The 23,394-nt window shown below is 42.9% G+C and carries 20 protein-coding genes and 1 tRNA gene; 9 read left to right on the forward strand and 12 right to left on the reverse strand.

Annotated elements, in window-relative coordinates:
• Nucleotides 1–5 precede the first annotated feature (5 nt).
• On the reverse strand, nt 6–755 hold the full coding sequence (locus QYZ87_03010) for a glycosyltransferase family 2 protein (protein MDN4753500.1): 750 nt from the start codon (nt 753–755) through the stop codon (nt 6–8).
• Between the two features lie 42 nt (nt 756–797).
• Between QYZ87_03010 and QYZ87_03015 the strand changes: the two genes are divergently transcribed.
• A tRNA-Arg gene (locus QYZ87_03015) sits at nt 798–869 on the forward strand.
• A 106-nt stretch (nt 870–975) separates the two neighbouring features.
• Here the strand turns inward: QYZ87_03015 and mutL are convergent.
• From mutL to QYZ87_03060, 9 genes are all read right to left on the reverse strand, one after another.
• Nucleotides 976–2,856 carry a DNA mismatch repair endonuclease MutL gene (gene mutL, locus QYZ87_03020; GenBank protein MDN4753501.1) on the reverse strand — a complete coding sequence of 627 codons (1,881 nt, stop codon included), beginning with the start codon at nt 2,854–2,856 and terminating at the stop codon, nt 976–978.
• Nucleotides 2,857–2,867: 11 nt separating this feature from the next.
• Nucleotides 2,868–3,218: a hypothetical protein gene (locus QYZ87_03025; GenBank protein MDN4753502.1), complete on the reverse strand. Its 351-nt coding sequence runs from the start codon at nt 3,216–3,218 to the stop codon at nt 2,868–2,870.
• Nucleotide 3,219: 1 nt separating this feature from the next.
• A complete protein-coding gene (locus QYZ87_03030) occupies nt 3,220–5,064 on the reverse strand; it encodes an OstA-like protein (protein MDN4753503.1) in 1,845 nt (614 codons plus the stop codon).
• A gap of 14 nt (nt 5,065–5,078) precedes the next feature.
• Nucleotides 5,079–6,458 (reverse strand): peptidylprolyl isomerase, encoded by a 1,380-nt coding sequence (locus QYZ87_03035; GenBank protein ID MDN4753504.1) that lies wholly within the window; start codon nt 6,456–6,458, stop codon nt 5,079–5,081.
• A 10-nt stretch (nt 6,459–6,468) separates the two neighbouring features.
• Nucleotides 6,469–8,166, reverse strand: coding sequence for a glutamine--tRNA ligase/YqeY domain fusion protein (locus QYZ87_03040; GenBank protein MDN4753505.1), 1,698 nt, complete (start codon nt 8,164–8,166; stop codon nt 6,469–6,471).
• A gap of 50 nt (nt 8,167–8,216) precedes the next feature.
• On the reverse strand, nt 8,217–8,945 hold the full coding sequence (locus tag QYZ87_03045; protein ID MDN4753506.1) for an ATP-binding cassette domain-containing protein: 729 nt from the start codon (nt 8,943–8,945) through the stop codon (nt 8,217–8,219).
• 6 nt (nt 8,946–8,951) lie between these two features.
• Complete coding sequence (locus QYZ87_03050) at nt 8,952–9,695, reverse strand: ABC transporter permease (protein ID MDN4753507.1); 744 nt, start codon at nt 9,693–9,695, stop codon at nt 8,952–8,954.
• A 482-nt stretch (nt 9,696–10,177) separates the two neighbouring features.
• Nucleotides 10,178–10,834, reverse strand: coding sequence for a 7-cyano-7-deazaguanine synthase QueC (gene queC / locus QYZ87_03055; GenBank protein MDN4753508.1), 657 nt, complete (start codon nt 10,832–10,834; stop codon nt 10,178–10,180).
• A 138-nt stretch (nt 10,835–10,972) separates the two neighbouring features.
• Nucleotides 10,973–11,668: a tetratricopeptide repeat protein gene (locus tag QYZ87_03060; protein MDN4753509.1), complete on the reverse strand. Its 696-nt coding sequence runs from the start codon at nt 11,666–11,668 to the stop codon at nt 10,973–10,975.
• 329 nt (nt 11,669–11,997) lie between these two features.
• Between QYZ87_03060 and QYZ87_03065 the strand changes: the two genes are divergently transcribed.
• From QYZ87_03065 to folE, 8 genes are all read left to right on the forward strand, one after another.
• Nucleotides 11,998–13,725 (forward strand): tetratricopeptide repeat protein, encoded by a 1,728-nt coding sequence (locus QYZ87_03065; protein MDN4753510.1) that lies wholly within the window; start codon nt 11,998–12,000, stop codon nt 13,723–13,725.
• Nucleotides 13,725–14,594, forward strand: coding sequence for a DUF4292 domain-containing protein (locus QYZ87_03070; GenBank protein MDN4753511.1), 870 nt, complete (start codon nt 13,725–13,727; stop codon nt 14,592–14,594). The genes QYZ87_03065 and QYZ87_03070 overlap by 1 nt, the downstream gene beginning before the upstream one ends.
• Nucleotides 14,591–15,859: a peptidoglycan DD-metalloendopeptidase family protein gene (locus tag QYZ87_03075; protein ID MDN4753512.1), complete on the forward strand. Its 1,269-nt coding sequence runs from the start codon at nt 14,591–14,593 to the stop codon at nt 15,857–15,859. The genes QYZ87_03070 and QYZ87_03075 overlap by 4 nt, the downstream gene beginning before the upstream one ends.
• 6 nt (nt 15,860–15,865) lie before the next feature.
• Complete coding sequence (gene ribF, locus QYZ87_03080) at nt 15,866–16,849, forward strand: riboflavin biosynthesis protein RibF (GenBank protein MDN4753513.1); 984 nt, start codon at nt 15,866–15,868, stop codon at nt 16,847–16,849.
• A 10-nt stretch (nt 16,850–16,859) separates the two neighbouring features.
• Nucleotides 16,860–17,690, forward strand: coding sequence for a 1-acyl-sn-glycerol-3-phosphate acyltransferase (locus QYZ87_03085; GenBank protein MDN4753514.1), 831 nt, complete (start codon nt 16,860–16,862; stop codon nt 17,688–17,690).
• A gap of 17 nt (nt 17,691–17,707) precedes the next feature.
• Nucleotides 17,708–18,751: a GNAT family N-acetyltransferase gene (locus QYZ87_03090; protein ID MDN4753515.1), complete on the forward strand. Its 1,044-nt coding sequence runs from the start codon at nt 17,708–17,710 to the stop codon at nt 18,749–18,751.
• An 83-nt stretch (nt 18,752–18,834) separates the two neighbouring features.
• A complete protein-coding gene (locus tag QYZ87_03095; GenBank protein ID MDN4753516.1) occupies nt 18,835–19,266 on the forward strand; it encodes an SPOR domain-containing protein in 432 nt (143 codons plus the stop codon).
• A gap of 33 nt (nt 19,267–19,299) precedes the next feature.
• Nucleotides 19,300–19,914, forward strand: coding sequence for a GTP cyclohydrolase I FolE (gene folE, locus QYZ87_03100; protein MDN4753517.1), 615 nt, complete (start codon nt 19,300–19,302; stop codon nt 19,912–19,914).
• Between the two features lie 204 nt (nt 19,915–20,118).
• On the opposite strand, the gene mnmA is transcribed toward folE, so the two are convergent.
• Both mnmA and metG read right to left on the reverse strand, forming a co-directional pair.
• On the reverse strand, nt 20,119–21,201 hold the full coding sequence (mnmA, locus tag QYZ87_03105; GenBank protein MDN4753518.1) for a tRNA 2-thiouridine(34) synthase MnmA: 1,083 nt from the start codon (nt 21,199–21,201) through the stop codon (nt 20,119–20,121).
• Complete coding sequence (gene metG, locus QYZ87_03110; GenBank protein MDN4753519.1) at nt 21,198–23,258, reverse strand: methionine--tRNA ligase; 2,061 nt, start codon at nt 23,256–23,258, stop codon at nt 21,198–21,200. The genes mnmA and metG overlap by 4 nt, the downstream gene beginning before the upstream one ends.
• Nucleotides 23,259–23,394: the final 136 nt, after the last annotated feature.

Here is a 23,394-nt window from a genome sequence, read left to right on the forward strand (position 1 = left end):
AGGAATCACCGATGAAAGATAAGACGGAAGGTGATATAAAAGTGGGCGAATAGGGTAGGCATAATGCCAAAGTGCTTTCGCATAATCTTAAACCGCTCTACCAAGGAGGCTCTACGATGCTGAGTCGTCATCCCTTCGGATAAATAATCTGTGAGAACCAAACCACTATAATAATTACTTCGGGATCGACCTAGGATGTTCAAGCACCAATCATAATCACTTGAATACCGATAGCTCTCATCATACATTGGAGCCAAGTCACGCTTGGGATAAAATGATTGATGACAAACCAACATTCCCCTCAAAAAACTTCTTTTCGTCAATTTCTTAGGAGCAGATAATCGTCGAGGTCTTAGGTAGTTCCCAACATTATCCACCAAATTGGTTTGCCCATAAAGGACGTCGGGCCTTTGTGAACCTATAGAAGCAAACAAATCCGATAATGTACTGGGAGCGTGGAAGCAATCCCCTGCATTCATAAAGCAGAGATACTCGCCTTTTGCCATCTTTATACCCTTATTCATAGCATTATATATCCCAGTATCAGGCTCGCTGATCCACTGGTCCACCTCAGCCCTTCTCTCATGAATAATTTGCAAGGTTCCATCCTCAGAAGCCCCATCAATGATGATATATTCAAAGTTGCGAAAGGTCTGCTCGGCTACAGAATCCATAGTCCGAACCAGAGCTTGATCCGCATTATAACAGACCGTAATGATGGATAGTAAAACTCTTTCTAACTTAGCTCCTTGCATATCACTCAGAAAAATCGTATTTTTGCATTCAAATATAACCTTGGCCCTGTAGTTCAACGGATAGAACAAAAGTTTCCTAAACTTTAGATATGGGTTCGATTCCCGTCGGGGCTACTTTTATGAGACCGCTTCTATTATTGGTTGATGCCAATACGAAGCGGTTTCATTTTTTGTCTTACGCACTCCAAGCCCCCCTACAGATCATGCCTACTACCTAATCTTAATGAAAACGCCTCTCTAATTCTATAGGAGTAATAATCGTGATCGTATTCTGACCATCAGGTGTCATTAAATACTCAGGAAGGGTATATAATTCCTGCAATAACTCTTGTGCTTGTACAGGTGAAAGCTTAGAACGTACAGTCTGCTTGACCTTAAAATTAATGAGTTTACGAACCAGCATATCAGTCAACACATCTTCGCTAGATTTTAATGTACCTTGACACTCACTTAAAATTTGCTGCAATAACTCCTCCTCTGCACCAGCAGAGATCCCCTCGGGGACAGCATTAATGGCAAAAGAGTTATCTCCCATGTGTGAGAGGTCAAAGCCAAGTGTATTTAGTGTAGCTAAGTGACGGTTAAGCAACTCGGCATCCTTAGCACTAAGCTCAATCAATGAGGGGAAAAGCAAACTATGTGATACCGCAACGCCCTTCATCAGACCACGTTTCATACGTTCATAAAGCACCTTGTATCTCACTCTATCTATATCTGCGACGACCAAGCCTTTTGCTGAGGGATAGACGGCATAATGATCATATAGAGTAGGTGTCGGGATGACATCATCCTGTCGATCATAATGAACCTCCTCTATAGGCGCCTTCTGATCTAAATGGTCTATCAGTGAGGACTGCGTTGCCTTACGTGCCGAACGCTTACCTTCAAAATTATCATAGAACTTATCCCAATCAGAAAGATCCGGCATCTGAAAATCATTTCCTCTGAGGAGTATGTCCAGATCGACGGGTGGCTCTTCCTTACTCTTATTCATCTTACTCTCTAGGATCAAGACATCGGATGTGATAGGAGGCTCCACAAGGGCTTCAGATGGCATAGTATGAGCAACAGGGATAGACTCATCCCTATCAAAGTCCAAGTTCGGAACAGCTGCACCAGCCATCAATACTTCTCGGACAGCAGAATACAGAATGGTTGAAATCTCTTGCTCTGCAGCGAACTTAATCTCCGTCTTTGTTGGCGAGATATTAACGTCGATACTGCTGGGATCAACAGTAAAAAATAAAAAATACTCAGGATACTCTCCAGATGGTATCATACTGCCATAGGCATTAAGTATCATACGATGAAAGAGGCTATGCTTCATGTAACGTTCGTTCACAAAGAAGTACTGCTGCATCCCACGCTTTCTGGTAGCAGAGACCTTAGTCACAAAGCCCGTAATATGAACCAAAGGGGTATCTATATCTACAGGTAAGAGACTACTCTCAAATCGCTTACCAAATAGATTAATCAAACGCTGCTTGACACTAGAGGGCTTGAGCTCAAATGTCGTTACCTCATTATGCCTCAGCGTAAAGGCAACCTGCGGACGCACAGCTGCTACATTCTCAACTTCACTGACAATGTGTCTATACTCTGTCTCATCTCGCTTCAAAAACTTTCGGCGAGCTGGAACATTAAAAAAGAGATGTTTGACAGAGAAGTTAGCCCCTTGGGCACAAATAGCAGGCTGACTATCCACAACCTTTGAAGCTTCTAAATCCAGACGAATACCTTGCTCACAATCCTCTGCACGTGTCTGCAACGTAATATGTGAAACAGCAGCGATGCTCGGCAACGCCTCGCCACGAAACCCCATGGTGGTCAGAGCAAAGAGATCATCGGCAGATGAAATCTTCGAAGTGGCATGCCTCTCGAAAGCCATACGGGCATCCATTGGAGCCATCCCTTTACCATTATCAATGACTTGAATGAGGGTCTTTCCCGCGTCTTTTATATCAATAAATATCTCAGTTGCACCAGCATCTACCGCATTTTCGACTAACTCTTTTACGACAGAAGATGGTCTCTGGATAACCTCACCTGCAGCTATTTGATTGGCAATATTATCAGGTAAAAGTTTAATCAAACTGTCCATAGAATTTCACATCAGAGCCATGAAAACATATACTTAAAGAAACCCAGACCGAGGTGATTGAATAACCATACGAGGAAAACAATCGCAAGAGTTAAGAAAAGAATTAGCTTACGGTTCTTCTCACTTACAGTCTCTCTCACAGACTCATCATCACCAAACTTAGCCAATACCTCCGACTGACGTCTTGCAGATCTGCGAATATTCTCCTTCACCTCCTCCGGATCTATCTCCCCATTAGACTCAAGCTTATGTTTAGCTCGCCTAATTTTCTTATCTAACTCCTCCTTTTTTGGATCATAGTATCGATAAACATATCTAAACTTAGAGGGCTTTCTCTGTTTATAAAAACTTCCTATTCCCATCTTACTGTTTTTCCTTTTTTGTATTTGTCGTACTAATGTCTCTTGGGGTCTGCTCCGGGATCATTTCCTTGGCGTTTTCAATGACTTTATCATCGCTTTCTTTCAGCTCCTCGATAACCTTCTGCCCTTGCTCTAATGCATCATCGCTTTCTAACAAAGGCTTCTCCATGGAGTCCTCAGCCTCATCTTTATCCGTACCCCCTCCTACCTTTGGGGTTATTCTAAATATATCTTGAAAACCCGTAGGTCGGCCTTCTGGAAACCAGACAAAGTCAGGAAAGGTTAATTGATCTGACTCTAGTAAGAAAACCGGTGTCATTCTTGCAGCCGTCTTTGGAGTCATTTTTATTTTTACAATCTCCTCATTCTCAAAGAGCATGAAGATCTTACTACTCTGGGTGCGTGTTAGTTCCTGAGGAACGCTGTCAGGCGAAAGACTGATGTATATGGCCTCCGAGTTCCCATCCGTCCAGAGGGAGTCCATCTTATTATCCGAAAAGTAAGCCATCATTTCACGACCCCTCATCTGGTCAAAATACTTTTCATCCAACTGATTACTAGCAAAGGCATTCTCTCGAATATGTACACGCTCTAGCCCCTCGCCTTTTAGGTAGATGGTGATAGAGTCTCCTGTCACTTGAGATTTTCCTGACCACATAAATGGGTGTCCGAGACAGTTCATTAGGGAGTCCGCAGTATTGTAAATAATCGAGTCTGAAACCGCTTGTATATCCTTTCTATACAATCTAACGTTACCCAGGCCCTTGTACAGAGAAGCCACAGAGTCCACCTTACGCATCTCAAGTAGATGTGCATGGACATACAGCGTATCCTCAGAGGAATAATCTGAAATATACGCCCGCTCACGAGCTAGGCCATGTCCTGTATCCTCATGATACTCTGCATAATCGCCACGCAAAGAGGCATGCTCTACCGTATCTTTTAGCTCTACGTTCTTGAACATCTCCACCAGCTGCCCTACCCTGTCATAGAAGATTGAATCTCCTGTCATCCATCTAGTGCCGGACTCTATCACGGGCTTATCCATTAGATAAGCTCTATCCCTATCAGTGTCATAGAGCCCTCTTGTGGCATGTATCACTCCACTATCGCCCACAATCTCAGTAGGCCCTAATATGGTAGCAATCTTAGTCTCGGTATCATAATTTAGTGTGTCTGAGCGTAAAATAAAGTTGGGGTTCTCCAACACAACACTGTCATTAAAGATAGCACACTTTGTAGCCGTCGAGTACTCCCCATAAACCGAGGATAGAATATTAAGGGTATCAACAATGGATCCATAATCGAAGTAATATCCTACACCAGCCTCCCTATCATAGTCTAGGCTGTCGGTATAGAGTGTATTATCACCATGCTCCATCCGCACCAGCTCCCTCAGCCGAGCGAGCATTATTTGCCCATCATAATCCAGATAATTACAGTATATGAAGAGAGAGTCTCCCTGCTCTATACGGACGTTGCCATAAGCTTCAAATCTATTGTCCGCTTCATACATAAGAGCACTGTCACAGAACATTAGAGCATCTTTATGCCTAAACTGGACATTACCTACTAAGATCTGAGCATCAGGATTGATCTCTTTATCAAAACGCCAAACATCTACATGCTCTATGAAGATTCTCTCTTTACCACCACTATTAGCTGCATTAGAGAGTTTTACCGAATCAATAGCAGTATTACGCTTCAATGGGGGTACTGTATCAGCAAAGCCACCAGGCAAAAAGCTCCTACCCAAGCCAGTATTACTGGCCTGAGAAGCGAGCAACAGTAACATCAATAATGCTACCGTCGTGATGATTTGCCTCCTTACCCTTGCTGTTTTCATACCCAAGACCGTTATTACTTACTACCCCACCCTGGGTACTTAAAGTCACAGTGCTGATATCGAGGGCTAATCCTAGTATAGGTACTCTTTTGTTTCTTTTTAATCCACTCCTCTAGTACCTCGTCTTGCTTCTTATTTAGCACGATTTGTTTAATGACTTGATAGTCATCTACCACATTCGCACGATGTCCTGCGATTCGCTTCTTCAATAAGACTACGGCAACGACAGTATTACTATCCTTATTCGTCATGGTAAAGGGTTTAGAGATATCCCCTTCTTTTAGATTAGCCACCACAGGAGACATCTCTTGAGGTAGATCCTCCATAGCAAATCGAGAGGTCCCGAAGTGGTTACTCTTTTGCTTATCATTTACCATCTGTCCATTACCCAAGCGGGTATTCTCGTCAGACGAAAATAATCGAGCTGCTACACCAAAGTCTAAACTATCGGCCTTAATCTGACCCACGATGGAGTCCATCAAGGCAGTGGTCTTAGATAGCTCCTCTACACCTACTTCTGGACGAAGCATAATGTGTCGGACATTAATCTTATCATCCTGCTTATCAATCAACTGCATGATATGATATCCTCGAGCTGTCTTAACGATTCTAGAGACTTTTTTGGTATCGTTCAGACCAAAAGCTACGTTCGCAAACTCAGGCTCTAACTCGGCACGTCCTACCATGCCTATCTCTCCACCCTTTAGTGCGGTAGCATTGTCGTTAGAATAGATTCGTGCCAAGGTTTCGAAATCAGACTTTCCAGAGTTAATATCATTAGTAAATCCTATTAACCGCTCCTTAATCCTATCCACTTCACTAAAAGGAATCTTAGGCTCTAAGGTAATAATCTGCACCTCGACCGTCTGTGGCATGAATGGCAAACTATCCTTATTCACCACATCATAATATCGATTAACCTCTGAAGGGGAGACCTTTACGTCACCTATAAGCTTCTGCTGCATCTGCATCACACGATACTCATCAGTGACAACCTTAGTACGCTCCTCTCTGATCTGAGACATATTCCTACCTAGGTACTCTTCCACCTTGTCCCGACTACCTAACTCGTTAGTGACCGCCTCTATCCACTGAGATACAGACTGATTTACCATACCTGGGTTCACGAAGATACTATCTATATCAGCTTGATTAAGGAAAAGCTTCTGCACCGCCATCTGCTCAGGGATAACACATCTTGCATTCCCAGACATACGCTCTCCCATGGATTCGTAATAAAGACGTTGGCGTTCGATATCAGAGAGTAAAATATACTCATCACCGATGACCCACGCAATTTCATCTATGACATTATTCTTAGACTGAGCTAATACCAGCTGTGGGAATAGGGCTAATAATGCCGCTATTAGTAATACTTTCTTTAGGTTCTTCATACCACTCTAATTATTTATTCTTTTTAGCCCATGTATCACGTAGCGTGACGGTCCTATTGAACACCTTCTTCTCATCAGTACTATCTCTATCTACTGTAAAGTATCCATTACGTACGAATTGATAATGATGGCCTACCTCTGCATCCGCCAACCATTCTTCCGCATAAGCATTAGGAACGATCACCTCACTATCAGGATTCATCAATTCACTAATATCATCATACTTAGTGCCTGCTGGGTCTTCAACGTTAAAGAGTCGATCATAAAGACGTACCTCCACAGGAAGAGCATGCTCTGTACTTACCCAATGGATAGTACCCTTGACCTTTTTCTTTGCATTCTCCATACCAGTCTTAGAGAGAGGATCATATTCAGCATAAACCTCTACGACATTACCCTCTTCATCTTTCTTGCACCCAGTACACTCTATGATGTAGCCCGCACGAAGTCGGACCTCTCTTCCTGGACTCAGGCGGAAATACTTCTTAGGAGCATCCTCCATAAAGTCCTCCCGTTCGATATAAAGATTTTTTGAGAAAGCAATCTTGTGGGTTCCCTTCTCTGGCTCCTCTGGATTAGTAGTCACATCCATCATCTCTACCTGTCCATCTGGATAGTTGGTTATGACTAGTTTAATAGGGTCTAGAACAACAGCCACACGATCAGCGTGCTTATTCAAGTCCTCTCTAACAGCAAACTCCAATTTACCAGTATCCACCATACCCTCAACCTTGGTGTAACCAATCATATCAATGAAGTTACGAATACTCGCTGGAGTATATCCCCTACGACGAAGTCCCACGAGAGTAGGCATACGAGGGTCATCCCAGCCATGGACTAGCTTCCTCTGAACCAGCTCAAGCAAACGACGTTTGCTCATCATGGTATAGGTGAGATTGAGACGATTAAATTCATACTGATGAGGCCTATAATCATCGCTCCTCAATTTCTCTACCAGATAATCATAAAGAGGTCGGTGTACGACGAACTCAAGAGTACAGATCGAGTGAGTCACGCCCTCAAAGTAATCACTTTGCCCATGAGCAAAGTCATACATCGGATAGACCTTCCACTCAGTACCAGTACGATGGTGTGGATGATGGAGAATACGATAGATGATAGGGTCACGCATGTGCATATTAGGGCTAGCCATATCGATCTTAGCCCTTAAGGTCATCTGCCCCTCTGCAAACTCTCCATTCTTCATCCTCTCAAAAAGATCAAGACTCTCCTCTACAGGGCGGTCTCTATAGGGGCTATTGATACCTGGTTCGGTAGGTGTACCTTTCTGTGCTGCGATCACTTCAGACTTTTGCTCATCAACATAGGCCAAGCCTCTTTTGATTAAATCAACAGCAAAGTCATACAATTGTTGGAAATAATCACTCGCGTAGTAAATATTCTCCCAATGGAAGCCCAACCACTTGATATCCTCCTTAATAGCATCGACATACTCCACATCCTCTTTGACAGGATTGGTATCATCAAAGCGAAGATTGCAGATACCATTGTACTTCTCTGCAATTCCAAAGTCTATACAGACAGCCTTAGCATGCCCAATGTGAAGATAGCCGTTAGGCTCTGGTGGGAAACGCGTCTGGATCCGTCCATCATTCAATCCCTTCTTAAGATCATCCTCTACCACCTGCTCAATAAAGTTTAGTGAGCGTCCACCACTTAAATCTTTCTGATCTATCTCCTTACTCATTATAGTCTCTATATTAATCTTTTTTTATTCAATTACGCCCTTCCGTCCATCTATAGCTTACTGATGAATACGAAGTTCTTCAATATCTCATCATCACTATTTTCAATCTCACTGCCCTTACCTTCCCACCAAATATTACCTGCATTAATGAATAAGACATGATCACCAATATTAGAGACTGAGTTCATGTCATGTGTATTAATGATGGTAGTGATATCATTTTCCTTTGTGATCTCTCTTAGCAGTGCGTCAATCATCTTAGAAGTCTCTGGGTCAAGACCACTAGAAGGCTCATCACAAAATAGATAACGAGGGTTAAGGGCTATCGCTCTAGCAATAGCTACACGCTTTTTCATCCCCCCACTAATCTCACCTGGATACTTATATCGTGCATCGTAGAGATTCACTTTCCGCAAGCAGTCTCTAGCACGCTTTCTTCTATTGGCGGCCTTCTCTTTTGAGAACATCTGCAAGGGAAATAGCACATTCTCAAAGACTGACATACTATCAAAGAGAGCTGAGTTTTGGAAAAGCATCCCTACCTCACGTCTCAAAAGCTGGGTATCATCCTTATCCATCTCATGCAAGCTACGTCCGTCATAGAGGACCTCTCCCTCATCGGGAATCTCTAGCCCTACGATACACTTCATCAAGACTGTCTTCCCAACACCACTCTTACCAATAATCAGCGAACACTCGCCTGACTTAAACTCGGTATTAACGCCCATCAGGACATTCTTCTTACCATAGCTTTTCTTTATGTCTTTTATCTCTATCATTTCTCATTAAGTCAGCAAAAGTTGAGTCAGCACCAAGTCACTAAGAAGGATGGCTACGTTACTAGCAACTACGGCCTGAGTACTAGACTTACCTACCTCTAATGCTCCACCCTTCACATTATAGCCATAGTAGCTAGCCAAGCTAGCAATAAAGAATACATATACCACACTCTTAACAATCGAGTAGAATATATTAAACGGCTTGAAGTAGAGCTGAAGCCCCATCTCAAATTCTGAGATTGGGACATCTGGAATCATCAGGGTGGCCACATATCCTCCACCTATCCCAACAAACATACTAAATAACACCAGGACAGGCACATACATCATCAGCCCTAATATCTTTGGCAGGATGACATAATTCGCAGAGTTCACGCCCATAATATCCATAGCATCAAGCTGCTCTGTAATGCGCATCGTCCCGATCTCACTAGCGATACTACTCCCACACTTTCCAGCTAAGATCATACACATGATAGTGCTCGAAAACTCCAATAGGATAATCTCCCTAGCAGTATAGCCAATAGTAAACTTAGGTATCAGAGGCGAACTCATATTGATACCCAACTGCATCGAGACTACCGCCCCGATAAAGAAAGACACAAGGGCAACGATCCACATAGAACCTACTCCTTGGGTATATATCTCCCTTATCAACTCTCTCAAAAACATGCGAAATCGCTGAGGCCGCTGAAAAACAACGCCTAGCAACTGCATGTATTTACCTATTGCTTCAAATACGGACTTCATCAAATTGACTCATTGTTACCACAATACAATAACAAACAAAGATATAAAAATATCTGCACTTCCTCACACCCTGTGAAGTGGGGATATCACATCAGAAAATCTTACTACTCTTGCTGTGCATTATTCGGATTGCAAAGGGTCGTTAATAACAGTATTCATTTCGGGATACTTTTCTTGGGACCCTTTCATACAACTCTCCTTTTTAGCAGAGAGGAAGGGGCGATGCTTTATACTACTTTTATCAAAAGTATTAATAGCAAAGAGTTGGAAGTTACTCCTTCTAAAAAACCTTGTGGCGAACAGCGAACAATTCTCTCATGAGAAACACATCTTCTTCCTATATCGAAAAAATATTTTTCCTATAGGAAGCATTTCTCCGTCATATAACTAAAATATCAGCTACATCAAAAGATCTCATACACCTCTCTATTCTATATCAATATATTATAGAGGTAAAAAGACCTAATAACTTGACACCTCCATTAGCCTTCATAGATCGTAGTATCTACTACATCAGCGTCCGCCAATGCCTCTCGACGCTCAATACAGGTAGCACACTTTCCACAATGATTCTCACCACCCTTGTAACAGGAATAGGTATGAGAATAGTCAATACCCTCTCTCTTACCAATGGCAGCAATTTCACTTTTTGATATATTCGTATAAGGTGCGACTATCCTAACATTATTGTAGGTCCCATGCTGCATGGCTTGTCCCATACTCTGAATAAACCCTTCTGTACAGTCTGGGTAAATGGCGTGATCACCATAGTGATTTGCGATGAACACCTGCTCAAGTCCGCTATCTTCAGCTAGCCCACAAGCAATGGCAAGCATTATGCCATTCCGAAATGGCACCACAGTGGATTTCATATTATCCTCACCATAACTTCCCTCTGGTATATCCTCAGCTCCTGACAATAGCGATGAGTGAAAATACTTCGAGATGAACGTGAGTGGTATCACAATATGCTTGATTCCTAATAACTCACATTGATACTTGGCACATGCTATCTCTCTTGTATTATGGTTACTTCCATAGTCAAAAGTAACCGCGAGTGCTATCTCATCCTTTCTGTCGTGCAACAGAGTGATAGAATCCATTCCCCCTGAAACGACAATAATTGAATTCTTCTTCATCAAAACAATAATAGTTAATAATTAATAGGGTCGCTAATACCTCTAAAAACCTCACTCCACCACCATTAGAATACATGATAATGGAAGAGGGTACCCCTAACTAGGAATACCCTCTTTCTATAATTCAGTATGATATATTTACTTTTTGAGTTTAATGGACTCGATCATCTTCTGAGCTTCGGGATATTCTGCAGAGCTATAATACTTATCAATAATCTGCTGATAGCACTGAAGTGCCTTATCATCTTTTCCCATGGATTCATAAACGATCCCAGCTTTCTTCAAATAGATAGGAGAAAGGAGGTCATTATCAGCCATCTTAGCAGCCTCTTCAAAATAAGAAACTCCCTCTTCTGGCTTACCCATATCCACATAGCAGTCTCCGATCGCACCATGAATAGTAGGGGATACCATCATATCCTTTGCCTTAAACTTCTTGAGATAATCTATCGCAGCATCAGGCTGTCCCAATCGTGCGTAGCAGATACCAGCGTAAGCATGTGCCAGATTAGCAGCATCTGTACCCTTGTAATCATTAATGACCTGAAGGAATCCCACTACATCAGCACCATTACCGTTCAAAGCAACCTCGTATTCACTCATTCCAAAGTGTTGCTCTGCCTTATACAATGCTTCATAAGCATTCTCTTGCCTAGGAGCCTTGTAAAGATTATTGTAGGCCAAAATACCACCGATGACAGCGATTAGGGCAACTACTAGTATGATAATTGCTGTCCGATTTCTCTTAAGGTATTCCTCTGACTTATTGATGGCCTCTACGGTCTCGGCCTGGACCATATCGGTCTTGGTCAGTTTTTCATTCTTATTGCTCATTGTATTTAACTGCAAAAAAACAATCCCCTCTCTGGAGGAACTTCATAATTAATGTTGCAAACTTACAAAAAAGTATGCAATCTCCACATATTCATCTCTTTTTCTTCCTTCTTGGTTATTTCTGACGGTTGCACTAAAAAATCATCATGAGGGGTTAAAGAAATAGAAAAGATACACTTCTATTCGTTATATGTTCCAAAATAATACACAGTTATATGACAAATAAAGTGTCGCTTTGTAGAAAATGGTTATCTTTACATTATGAAGTTAAGTTAGGCAGTCCTATTGACATGCCTATAATGAACATTTGACTAAGAAAGATTATGAATATGAAGAGGTACCCCCTCATTTTAATGCTGCTCTTGGCACTGACAAGCACCTCCTTGATTAAGGCTCAGGATGCACACCTAAAAGAGAAAGAGGCTCTTTTTAATGAAATATATGGAAGAGCTATACGCCTAGATGATGGAAAGCAGGGAAGCTCTGAAGTATTACATCACCTCTGGATGGCTGCACTGATAGATGACCAACAGCCAGTACTATTATGGGACAGGGCATACTATCAAGCATATCTCGGAAATAGCGATGCCACGATCGACGACCTTAAGCTAGCGTACAAAAACTCTAATTACGACAGACATATCGGGAACGCATTGATGCAGATGGCTGCGATGTATGGGGAGTGGGATATTGCCGAAAAGGTCTCTACCCGACTCCTAGAAGAGCGGCCAGATGATGCGGCACAGATTGGGATGCTCATTAACATTTACGAGAAGTCGGGCAAGACAGAAGAGGCTCTAGCAACCCTTCGGAAGCTAAAAGGCTCTGCCCGCACTACAGCAGTGATATTCAAGGAGTCCCAACTTCTAACTGAGCTAGAAAGGACAGACGAGGCTGAGCAGCTACTATTGTCCCAGCTGGAAGAGCACCCCAATGAACCGACCAGTACCTTTATGCTCGTTTCACTCTATGGAAATCAAGGCAGGAAAGAGGAGGCAAAGCAATTGGTATCCTCACTACAAGCATCACACCCTGATGACCCCTACGTCCGAAGGTTTTCAATCGCATTTTATTCAATGTCTGGAATGAATGATGAGGTTGCCCGTTCCATCAAGGCAGAGGCTAATAGGAAGGGGACAGAGCCCGCAATCCTAGTAGAGATGATGAACATAGCACAGGAGGAGAGCAAAGATCCTGCTGGACTCATCATGGCGTTACTGCCCATACAAGAAGAGCTGTACAAAAGGTATCCCAATGTGGATGAATTGGCATACAAGCAAGCCTCAGCACACCTTATCCTCAAGGACACATTGGCTGCCGAAGAGATCATGACAAAGATGATTGAAAAGGGCACTACCGAAACAACACCGTACCACTACTTCTTTGAGAAGCACGCTATGGCGGAGGACACGGTGGCGATTAGAAAACTGGTCAATGTTGGAATAAAGAGAATCCCCAAGGATGGACTCACTCAGCTCTACTCGGCAATACTAGCCATCCAAGGCGGTGACACAATTGGCTTTTCTAAGATTGTTGATAAGGCTATCGAGCTAGTGCCTAAGAGCGACCGTTACTACAGCCAAATAGCACTTTTCAAAGCCGAGAGAGAGCAAGAATTGGGACACTGGGATACCGCCAAGCAGTATTACGAGGAGTCTATCTCAATGAATCCGAGTACCTTTGCCCTCAATAACTATGCTTATGCCTTGTCAAATTACGGAACCGAAGAGGACCTGAAGAGGGCTGAAGAGATGGCTCGACTTGCCGTCCAAAATAGTAATAACGAACCCTCGCACCTAGACACATATGCTTGGATCCTTTATAAAAGAGGGTCGTACTCTATGGCTAAGCTGTATATGGAAAAGGCTCTTGCAGCAATGAAGGAGCCAGAGGTAGTTTATTATGAGCACCTTGCCGAAATCCTAGAGGCGATGAAGGACTATCCCGGAGCCCTGAAGGCGTGGAGCAAGGTCATAGAACTGGAGGGGGATTTAGAAAAGGCAGAGAGAAAAATAAAGGAGATTACCACTCTGATACAAGAAGAAAGTAAAGAATAATGAAAAGATACTACCCATCGTGGAGGGTCCTCGTATGGATCATACCCCTCATACTCCTTAATAGCTGTGGGACCAGCAAGCAGATAGTGGTACCCGTAGGCAAAGCAACACTTAATAAGCGCCAGTTTCTCTCTGCTTACTCTGTGATAAAGGACTATCCCATTGTGGATGCGAGTGGTAAGCTGACGATTGTAACTGATGGAAAGAAGGACATAAGTATGGGTAATATCGGGTTCCGCTGGAGCCTGGAGCGTGATAAAGCATTCGTCTTATCATTACGTCCGATGTCCATCATTGAGGTTGGTAAAATAACCATCGCTAATGGTAGCTTACTGGTACTGGATCGGATGGGCAAACATGCTTTCTTGGAAGAACGCTTGGATAACTCCTCAATGTTCCTGAAAAATATAGTCGGTATTGACACCAACATATTCAAAGCGATGGTACAAAACCAGCCTTTTGGACTCATCAGTATGGGAAATGAAGCTCTCCAAAGAATGCACTTCTCAAAGGATGCTCAGTACTATACACTAACGGAGTCGCTAGGACCTGGAGGACACAAGATCACACATACTTTTGATGCCGCTCTAAACTTGGTCGAAAGCCACGTCTCAATCGTTAATAAAGCAGAGGTAAAAATCAGCTATTGGGACTTTATCCAAATGGACACCGAACAGAGGCTCCGTCCAGTCCCTAGCGTGATACGCATTGACGTAGAGATATTCGGAAAGCCTAGCGATAATTATCACGTACAAATGAATCTAGATCACATGAAGCAAACCTTCTCACAAAAGATAGAGACGGATATCCCACGTGGCTATCACAGGGTTACTCTAATGGAACTGATCGAACTAATATCATCGTTATGAGAAAATACTTTCAGATACTTCTGCTTTCACTAACGTTAGTGTGTTTCAGCCCGACAGCTTTTGCACAAAAGAAGTCGGCTGAGGTACAACGGCTCGAAAACCAAAGGAAAGCCATTCAAGAGGCGATGAAGCAGGTGGACCTTCTACTAAAGCAGACCGCGACATCTGCCAAGCAGAGCTTGAACCAACTACAACTACTAGAGGGGCAAGTAAAAGATAGACAAAAGGTCATCGTCACTTTAGGTGAAGAGATCAAAGCAACCGACAAGCAACTCGTAAAGCTTCGTGATGAGATTGAGGTCCTTCAGAAGCAATTCGAGAAGAGACAACAAAGCTACGTGAAGTCCATCAGAGCACTACAAAGAGGTCATCAGGTTCAGGACCAATTACTATTTATCCTCTCTGCGAGTGACTTTGCTCAAGGACTTAGAAGAGCGAGATATCTCAGTGAATATGCCACTTGGCAGAAAAAAGAGGGCGAAAAACTTAAGGAATTGAGACTCGAACTGGATAAGCAAAAAGCTCAACTCCAGGCTCAGCGAGCAGAAAAAGCGAAGCTACTTAGTGCTCGAGAAGAAGAGCAGAAAAAACTACAAGAGGATAGAAACAAGGTTGCTCAGGAAGTTCAAAAGCTTAAAAACAAACAAGGTGAACTTAAGAAAGAATTAGCTAAGCAACAAAGGCAGGCAGCAAGACTAAATAAGCAAATCGAAGACCAAATAGCTAAGGAGATTCGTGAGGCTGAGGAGGCTCGCCGAAGGGCAGAGGCCGCCAATAACACTCAGGACAAGCGTAAGGCCGAAACGAAAGGTGGCTACGCTATGACGGAGGCTGAACTAAAGCTATCTGGTAATTTTGCTCAGAACATGGGTAAGCTACCGGCTCCAATCACAGGACGATATAATATAGTTGGACACTTCGGAGTACAAAACCACACAGCACTAAGACACGTACGAGTGGATAATAGTGGGATAGACATTCAGGGTAGTTCGGGTGCCGAAGCTAGAGCCGTCTTTGATGGGGTGGTGACCACAATCTTTTTGATGGAGGGCTTCAATAATAGTATCATCGTCCGCCATGGTAACTACCTGACTGTTTATAGCAATATTACTGACGTGTATGTGACTAAAGGTAGTAAAGTCAAAACAGGTCAGTCCTTAGGTAAAATATATTCAGATCCCGACTTAGGCGGTGCTACTCAACTACACTTCCAAGTGTGGAAGGAGCGAACTAAGCTCAATCCCGAGCTCTGGATTAGAAGATAATATGTAATGAATAAGATAGGAAAAGCTAAGATTTACCATTCTGTAGAAGAATTACAAAGTAGAGACAATCAGAAGCCTTTAGTGGCGACTCTAGGATTATTTGACGGCGTTCACTTGGGACACCAACATCTCATCAATGCGATGCAGATGATGGCGAAGGACTTAGGTGCCGAATCCCTAATCATAACACTGGACAGACACCCTACCACTGTCCTTTCCCCGAATGATCAACCCCCACTCAAAATTTCTTCATTAAGAGAAAGGCTTCGACTTCTATCCAATACTGGAGCTGATCATATCCTCGTCCTTCCTTTCACGAAAGACTTATCAAAGCAGCCACCAACAAAATTTATTGCACCCATCCTGGATGCAGGTATGATTGGTATGATGCTTGGCTATGACAATCGATTTGGGAAAAAGATGTTGGGTGAGACTGTAGAGTCCTTTGATCATGATCTAGAATCTATAGGGCTGACCATTCGCAGGGTATCGACCTATGAGGATGGTGGCATTCCTGTCAGCTCATCTCGTATCAGATACTGTCTCGCCCAAAAGAATTTCACACAGATTGAACAGCTCCTGGGTCGCCCATACAGCCTAAGCGGCAGGGTTACAGGCGGTCGGCAGATAGGACGGACGATTAACTACCCTACAGCCAACATAGTGCCGGAGGACCCGAATGTAATTTTACCTGAAGTGGGCGTCTATATATCAGAGGTCATTATTGACAATAAGATTTACACTGGGATGTCCTATTATGGCTCAACGCCAACGGTCTCAAATGGTGGTATTATTCAGCATCGGATAGAGGTGTTCGTCTTTGACTTCGAAGGGTATCTTTACGACAAAGAATTAACCATTTCATTCAGAAAATTCATCAGACCAGATGAAAAGTTTGCTAGCTTGGAAGAGTTGCAAAAACAGCTCGAAGCAGACGAAAAGGTATCTCGAGAGTTTTTTGTAAACCACCCCATCCTATTAAAGATTTAAGCTTAGCAACGTGAAGAAGATTGATGTTAGAGCATCGGTTCGCTCAAAATACAAAGGATATATACCAGAATTTGTTCTGAAATGGATGGAGAAGCTGGTGCACCAAGATGAATTAAATGAAATCATGAAGCTGCAAGACCACGTTGGCGGTGTCGAATTTGCAGAAAAAATCCTTGAGCACCTACACATCACGACAGAAATCATAGGAGCAGAACGCCTCCCCTTACCTGATCAGCCCTCTTTCTTCGTGAGTAACCACCCTCTAGGCGGAGCGGATGGCATTATCCTCACTTATATATTAGGGCAGCACTATCATGGCAATATCAAAGTCCTAGTAAATGATCTGCTCATGAGTGTCTATCAATTTGGAGATGTATTCATCCCAGTCAATAAATATGGTAGTCAAGCTCGTGATCTAGCTCACCAGATCAACGATGCGTTGGAGAGCGACAAACAGATCATCAGCTTTCCAGCTGGTCTATGTAGTAGGAAAGGGGATGATGGAGAAATCAGGGACTTAAAGTGGAATCCTTCCTTCATCAGGATGGCTAAAAAAAGTGGACGAACCATCGTACCACTTTTCTTCGAAGGCGATAACTCCAATCACTTCCATAAATGGGCACGACTCCGAAAGAAACTTGGGATCAAGTTTAACTACGAATTGGTGCTTCTCCCTGATGAGGTTTTCCGTGCTAAAGGCAAACATTTTCGTATATTTGTTGGCGAACCGATACCGATTCAACAACTCCCTACAGGTCGAGAGATACATAAGAAGGCTAATGATTTAAGAACGTCTCTGTATCACTTTCCCAAAATGTATGGAACAAATGGCAGTTTGTAGTCTATAGTAAAAACAATATGATTAAGGAAGATATCATACCTGCAAGAGACCCGAATATCATTCAGGCAGAACTTAGCGAACAGTTGCTTTTGCGTAAGACCAATCGAGCTGGTAATGAGATCTATATCTTCCACGCCAATGATGCACCCAACACAATGATAGAGGTTGGGAGACTGAGAGAAATAGCGTTCAGGAGTAGTGGCGGTGGCACTGGACTTCCTGCTGATATTGATAGTCATGATATAGACCCCAACGGATATAGACAACTAGTAGTTTGGGACCCCCAAAAGAAGCAACTCATTGGTGGGTATCGGTACATCCTTGGAGGTAATGTCGCTCTCGATGGTGACCAAACCACACTCTCTAGCAATGAGATTTTTCATTTCAGTAAAACCTTTATTGAGGAATATATCCCTAAGACTATTGAGCTAGGCAGAAGCTTCGTAAGAATGGAGGAGAGAGATGGCAAGCTGCTTCCGGCTTCTATCTTTGCACTAGACAACCTGTGGGATGGGTTAGGTGGACTTATCCTAATCCACGAAGAGTATCAGTACTTCTTTGGCAAAGTGACGATGTATCAAGATTACAATAAAAAGGCTAAAGATCTTATCGCCTATTACTTTCAGACTTACTTCCAAGGCGACCAAGAACTGATGCACCCTAAGTATCCCATTTCTATAGAGGTCCCTATTTCGGAACTTAAAGCTGTGATCAAAGGTGATAACCCGAAGGTGGACTATAAGCACCTTTCGAAAACAATCCGTGATATGGGGACATCCATACCCCCTCTTGTTAATTCATATCTAGGGCTATCCGAATCGCTCATGTACTTTGGTACTAGCGTCAATCCTCACTTCGGTAATGTTGAAGAAACGGCCATCATGATTCCAATGGAAGAGATCTCAGACGATAAACTAAAGAGGCATGTAGAGTCCTTTATCAGAGACGCCACCAAAGGGATTAACCCTGGGATTATCTCACAAATCAAGAGACGGTTAGGACTATCAAGTAAGGAAAAAACCAAAGAGAGCATTATCGATACAAAAATAAAAGAAGAGTAAACTTTATTGGTTATCTTTGTAAAATGAAAGTAAAGAGTATATTTATAATTCTGGTTATAAGTCTTAGTTGCATAAGCTCTACAATGGCTCAAGAAGCAACTAAGCAACAAGATACTATCTTCGAGGCACTGCTTGCTGACAACCCTGGCAATGGAACTATTGCGATTAAGCAGAGTCAGCACATCATGCAATTGGTAGGTAAGCCATCAAGTGCACTGAGCAGAGCAAAGTTTTATAATGGCTATGCCGTCCTTCAAGGATATAAGGTACAGCTCTATAGTGGTAATAACACCAATAGTAAGAACATTGCACGAGCCCGTGCCGCTGAGGTAAGAGAGAACTTTCCTGAACTAGAGACCGCAGTAGAGTTCGAGGCCCCCTTTTGGAGACTGAGGGTGGGCAGCTTCATTGAATTTTCTGAGGCTAGAGAATGCATGATGGAGCTTAAGAAACAGTTTCCTACGTTCTCCAAAGAGGTATATATCGTAAGATCTACCGTTAGAATAAAACAGTAATTTAATCTATTAAGCAACAATCTTTATAATATAATGTCCAATAATCCCTACTTCACAGAAGAGATAAGCGAAGAAAAAGAGAATGAAATTGTAGAACGTCTTGCCACACTTTATAGGCAAGCAATAGTAGAGATAGGAGAAGACCCCACACGTGAGGGCTTACTTAAATCCCCTACTCGCGTGGCAAAGGCTTTTCGATTCATGACCCAAGGGTATCACCAAGATCCAGCCGCGGTACTTAAGAGTGCTATGTTTCGCGAAGATTACAAGCAGATGGTCATCGTCAAAGATATAGATTTTTATTCCATGTGCGAACATCACTTCCTTCCATTTTTTGGGAAAGTGCACATTGCTTATATCCCCAATAAGTACATTACGGGGTTGAGCAAACTCCCTCGTATCGTAGATATTTTTGCTCGTCGCCTTCAGGTACAAGAACGACTCACCACTCAGATCAAAGAGTGTATTCAGGAGACCCTACACCCTCTAGGTGTAATGGTTGTCATTGAAGCTCAGCACATGTGTATGCAGATGAGGGGGGTACAGAAGCAGAATTCCATCACCACCACATCCGACTTTACAGGTGCTTTCCAAGAGGATAATACGAGGGATGAATTTATGAATCTCATCAAGCATAATCACAGATAAAACTGGTGTGGGATATATATCCCAGTGAATGCTTAGAAATAAAAAAATAGGATAGCCCTTACCAAACTTAGGTGGGTTATCCTATTTTTATAGTGTTTCAGTAGGGATAAGATCGAAAATGCACACCAAGTGACATTCTCACAATAGGGCTGACTAAAGTTATACAGAGGAATGTGTCGTCCAATTCTCTCATATAACTGTGGATTACTCCTCTTTCCAGCCCCTACTAATCACACCGCTCCCATAGCAAATCGTACTAGAGGCATCATATATCGTACAGAACTGTCCTGGTGCAATGCCCTGTATCAGATCCTCAGATAGGATATAATGTGTCCCATTATCATTACGACGCAATAGTGCTGAAGTAAATTCGGGCGTATGACGCACCTTGAAGGTTACTTCCATGTCCATTGCTCCTGGAAGCATCGGATCGCCACTAATAAAATTCATCTCTCCGAGCTCGATGACATTACCATATTGCTCCTCCGGATCATAACCACGGCTAACATACAGACGATTATTCTCAATATCCTTTCGGATAACAAACCATGGTCCGCCAGCTAGGCCTAACCCTTTTCTCTGCCCGATCGTATGAAACCAAAAGCCCTTATGTTCACCTAAGACCTTACCACTATCTAGGTCTATAATCTCACCTGGCATACTACCTAAATGTTGCTCCAAGAAGTCATTATAATCCACCTTACCTAAGAAACAGATACCTTGACTATCCCTACGTTTAGCCGTAACCAAATGAGATTGCTCGGCAATTCTACGCACTTCACTCTTGGGCAATGGGCCTAATGGAAATAAAGCCTTATAGAGCTGAGGATAGGTGATCTGAGCCAGAAAATCGGTCTGATCCTTCACTCTATCCTTAGCTGTCGCTAGATAGTGGACTCCATCTATAATCTTCTTATCGGCATAGTGACCTGTAGCAATCTGATCATAATCCTTACCTACGTATTCATCAAAGTAGCCAAACTTAATGACCCTATTACACATAATATCAGGGTGTGGCGTCTTACCACTTCTCACGGTATCCACCATGTACTTGACCACATAGTCCCAATACTCCCGATGTAGATTGACGACCTCCAATGGTCTTCCGTAATGACGAGCTAGCCACCTCACCATCTCCATATCCTCCTCAGCAGGACAGTCCTCAAAGCCTGCTTCATTGGCTCCAATATGGATATAGAAGAGATCGGGTTCTATACCCTGCTCCATCAAAAGATGGAGGGCGACAGAGCTATCAACACCGCCTGATAGAAGTAATGCTACACTCATGATACCTTTGACCCCGCTTTAACCTCTTTGCTTGGCTGTAGTAAAGAAAGAGTACCATCAGCCTCAGCAACAGATAAGATCATCCCTTCGCTGAGGATACCACGCATCTTACGAGCTGCAAGGTTGGCAATGTATATCACCTGTCTTCCAGCCAGTTTTTCAGGCTCCGCATAATACTGAGCCAATCCGCTGATGATAGTACGTCCTCCTAATCCATCATCCAAGGTAAATTCGAGCAACTTATCTGTCTTAGGAACCTTCTTACACTCCTTAATAGTCGCCACTCGTATATCCAATTTCAAAAAGTCGTCAAAAGCGATCTCTGGAGCAATGGGCTCAACCTTCGCCTCTGCTTTCTTAGCCTCCTCATTAGCTATTTTGGTCGCTCTTAATTTCTCTCTCTGAGCCTCAATAACCTCATCATCAATCTTCTCAAAGAGTAATTCGGGCTTAGCCACAGCTGCACCTACAGACATAAGGTCTGTTCGTCCAATTCTCTCCCATGAGAGTTCACTTTCGAGATGTAGCATCTCTCTAAGTTTACGCATACTGAATGGCAAGAATGGCTCGAAGAGGAGAGATAAGTTAGCCGCAATCTGCAAGGAGATATTCAGGATAGTCCCAACTCTCTCCATATCCGTCTTTGCCAACTTCCATGGCTCAGTATCGGCCAAGTACTTATTGCCAAGACGAGCAAGGTCCAGAGCCTTACGCTGAGCATCACGGATATGAAAGTCATCCATCAAGCGTTGAGTCTCATCTCTAATAATTAGAATCTCAGCCATGACCTCCTTATCTTGATCCGTTAATTCTGCACAAGCAGGCACCTTCCCCTCAAAATACTTGTGGGTCAAGACCATCGCACGATTAACGAAATTACCGAGCACAGCCACCAACTCATTGTTATTTCGAGCTTGAAAATCTGCCCATGTAAAGTCATTATCCTTAGTTTCAGGAGCATTAGCGGTCAGCACATACCTCAGGACATCCTGCTTTCCAGGGAAATCCTGTAGATACTCATGAAGCCATACAGCCCAGTTTCTACTTGTAGAGATCTTATCCCCTTCGAGGTTAAGAAACTCATTAGATGGGACATTATCAGGAAGATTATAGGACCCTTCCGCTTTCAACATAGCAGGAAAGACAATACAATGGAACACAATATTATCCTTTCCAATGAAATGAAGCATACGTGTCTCTGGATCCTTCCACCAAGTCTCCCAAGTATCAGGATAAATCTCACGAGTATTAGAGATATATCCAATTGGAGCATCAAACCACACATAAAGCACCTTGCCCTCAGCACCTTCCACAGGCACAGGGATACCCCAGTTCAAGTCACGACTTACTGCTCTAGGCTGTAGCCCCATATCTAGCCAACTCTTACATTGACCATATACATTGGGACGCCATTCTTTATGATCCTCTAGGATCCACTTCCTTAGCCATGCCTCATGCTTATCTAGGGGCAAGTACCAATGTTTCGTACTCTTTTTAATAGGCTGAGCACCCGAAATGGTCGAGCGAGGATTGATCAAGTCAGTAGGATTAAGAGAAGTTCCACACTTCTCACATTGGTCACCATAAGCACCCTCATTACCACAGTGAGGACATGTACCTGTGATATATCTATCAGCTAGGAACTGCTTGGCTTCCTCATCATAATATTGCTCGCTCTCTATCTCCACAAACTCACCCTTATCATATAGATGACGGAAGAAAGCACTAGCTGTCTGGGTGTGCATCTCGCTAGTAGTACGACTGTACACATCAAAACTTATCCCAAACTCCTCAAAGCTAGTCTTAATCAATTCATGATAACGATCAACCACATCCTGCGGTGTGATTCCCTCTTTCTTAGCACGGATAGTAATCGGTACACCATGTTCGTCACTACCTCCAATAAAGGCAACCTCCTCGCCCTTTAATCTCAAATACCTAACATATATATCAGCCGGCACATACACACCTGCTAAGTGTCCAATGTGTACCGGACCATTAGCATAAGGTAGTGCAGTTGTGACCAACGTACGCTTAAACTTACCTGCTTTATTCATTTCAGATGATTCAATTTAATGACATTCAATTACAAAGGACAAAGTTACTAAAAAATTAGCCTTCATTCCCATAATCATTTTAGCACAAACTATTCAGCCTATACGATAGGCAATGCCTTAAAAATAAATGAAAAAG

Source organism: Porphyromonadaceae bacterium W3.11 (genome assembly GCA_030434245.1).
In the GTDB taxonomy this organism is placed as follows: domain Bacteria; phylum Bacteroidota; class Bacteroidia; order Bacteroidales; family Porphyromonadaceae; genus Porphyromonas_A.

Excerpts from the sequence above, each read along its gene's own strand:
- QYZ87_03065 (MDN4753510.1), top strand. The coding sequence starts at position 11,998 with ATGAAGAGGTACCCCCTCATTTTAATGCTGCTCTTGGCACTGACAAGC.
- QYZ87_03075 (MDN4753512.1), top strand. The coding sequence starts at position 14,591 with ATGAGAAAATACTTTCAGATACTTCTGCTTTCACTAACGTTAGTGTGT.
- metG (MDN4753519.1), bottom strand. The coding sequence starts at position 23,258 with ATGAATAAAGCAGGTAAGTTTAAGCGTACGTTGGTCACAACTGCACTA.
- folE (MDN4753517.1), top strand. The coding sequence starts at position 19,300 with ATGTCCAATAATCCCTACTTCACAGAAGAGATAAGCGAAGAAAAAGAG.
- ribF (MDN4753513.1), top strand. The coding sequence starts at position 15,866 with ATGAATAAGATAGGAAAAGCTAAGATTTACCATTCTGTAGAAGAATTA.
- QYZ87_03090 (MDN4753515.1), top strand. The coding sequence starts at position 17,708 with ATGATTAAGGAAGATATCATACCTGCAAGAGACCCGAATATCATTCAG.
- mutL (MDN4753501.1), bottom strand. The coding sequence starts at position 2,856 with ATGGACAGTTTGATTAAACTTTTACCTGATAATATTGCCAATCAAATA.
- QYZ87_03040 (MDN4753505.1), bottom strand. The coding sequence starts at position 8,166 with ATGAGTAAGGAGATAGATCAGAAAGATTTAAGTGGTGGACGCTCACTA.
- QYZ87_03070 (MDN4753511.1), top strand. The coding sequence starts at position 13,725 with ATGAAAAGATACTACCCATCGTGGAGGGTCCTCGTATGGATCATACCC.
- queC (MDN4753508.1), bottom strand. The coding sequence starts at position 10,834 with ATGAAGAAGAATTCAATTATTGTCGTTTCAGGGGGAATGGATTCTATC.
- QYZ87_03050 (MDN4753507.1), bottom strand. The coding sequence starts at position 9,695 with ATGAAGTCCGTATTTGAAGCAATAGGTAAATACATGCAGTTGCTAGGC.
- QYZ87_03060 (MDN4753509.1), bottom strand. The coding sequence starts at position 11,668 with ATGAGCAATAAGAATGAAAAACTGACCAAGACCGATATGGTCCAGGCC.
- QYZ87_03025 (MDN4753502.1), bottom strand. The coding sequence starts at position 3,218 with ATGGGAATAGGAAGTTTTTATAAACAGAGAAAGCCCTCTAAGTTTAGA.
- QYZ87_03035 (MDN4753504.1), bottom strand. The coding sequence starts at position 6,458 with ATGAAGAACCTAAAGAAAGTATTACTAATAGCGGCATTATTAGCCCTA.
- QYZ87_03095 (MDN4753516.1), top strand. The coding sequence starts at position 18,835 with ATGGCTCAAGAAGCAACTAAGCAACAAGATACTATCTTCGAGGCACTG.
- QYZ87_03030 (MDN4753503.1), bottom strand. The coding sequence starts at position 5,064 with ATGAAAACAGCAAGGGTAAGGAGGCAAATCATCACGACGGTAGCATTA.
- QYZ87_03045 (MDN4753506.1), bottom strand. The coding sequence starts at position 8,945 with ATGATAGAGATAAAAGACATAAAGAAAAGCTATGGTAAGAAGAATGTC.
- QYZ87_03010 (MDN4753500.1), bottom strand. The coding sequence starts at position 755 with ATGCAAGGAGCTAAGTTAGAAAGAGTTTTACTATCCATCATTACGGTC.
- mnmA (MDN4753518.1), bottom strand. The coding sequence starts at position 21,201 with ATGAGTGTAGCATTACTTCTATCAGGCGGTGTTGATAGCTCTGTCGCC.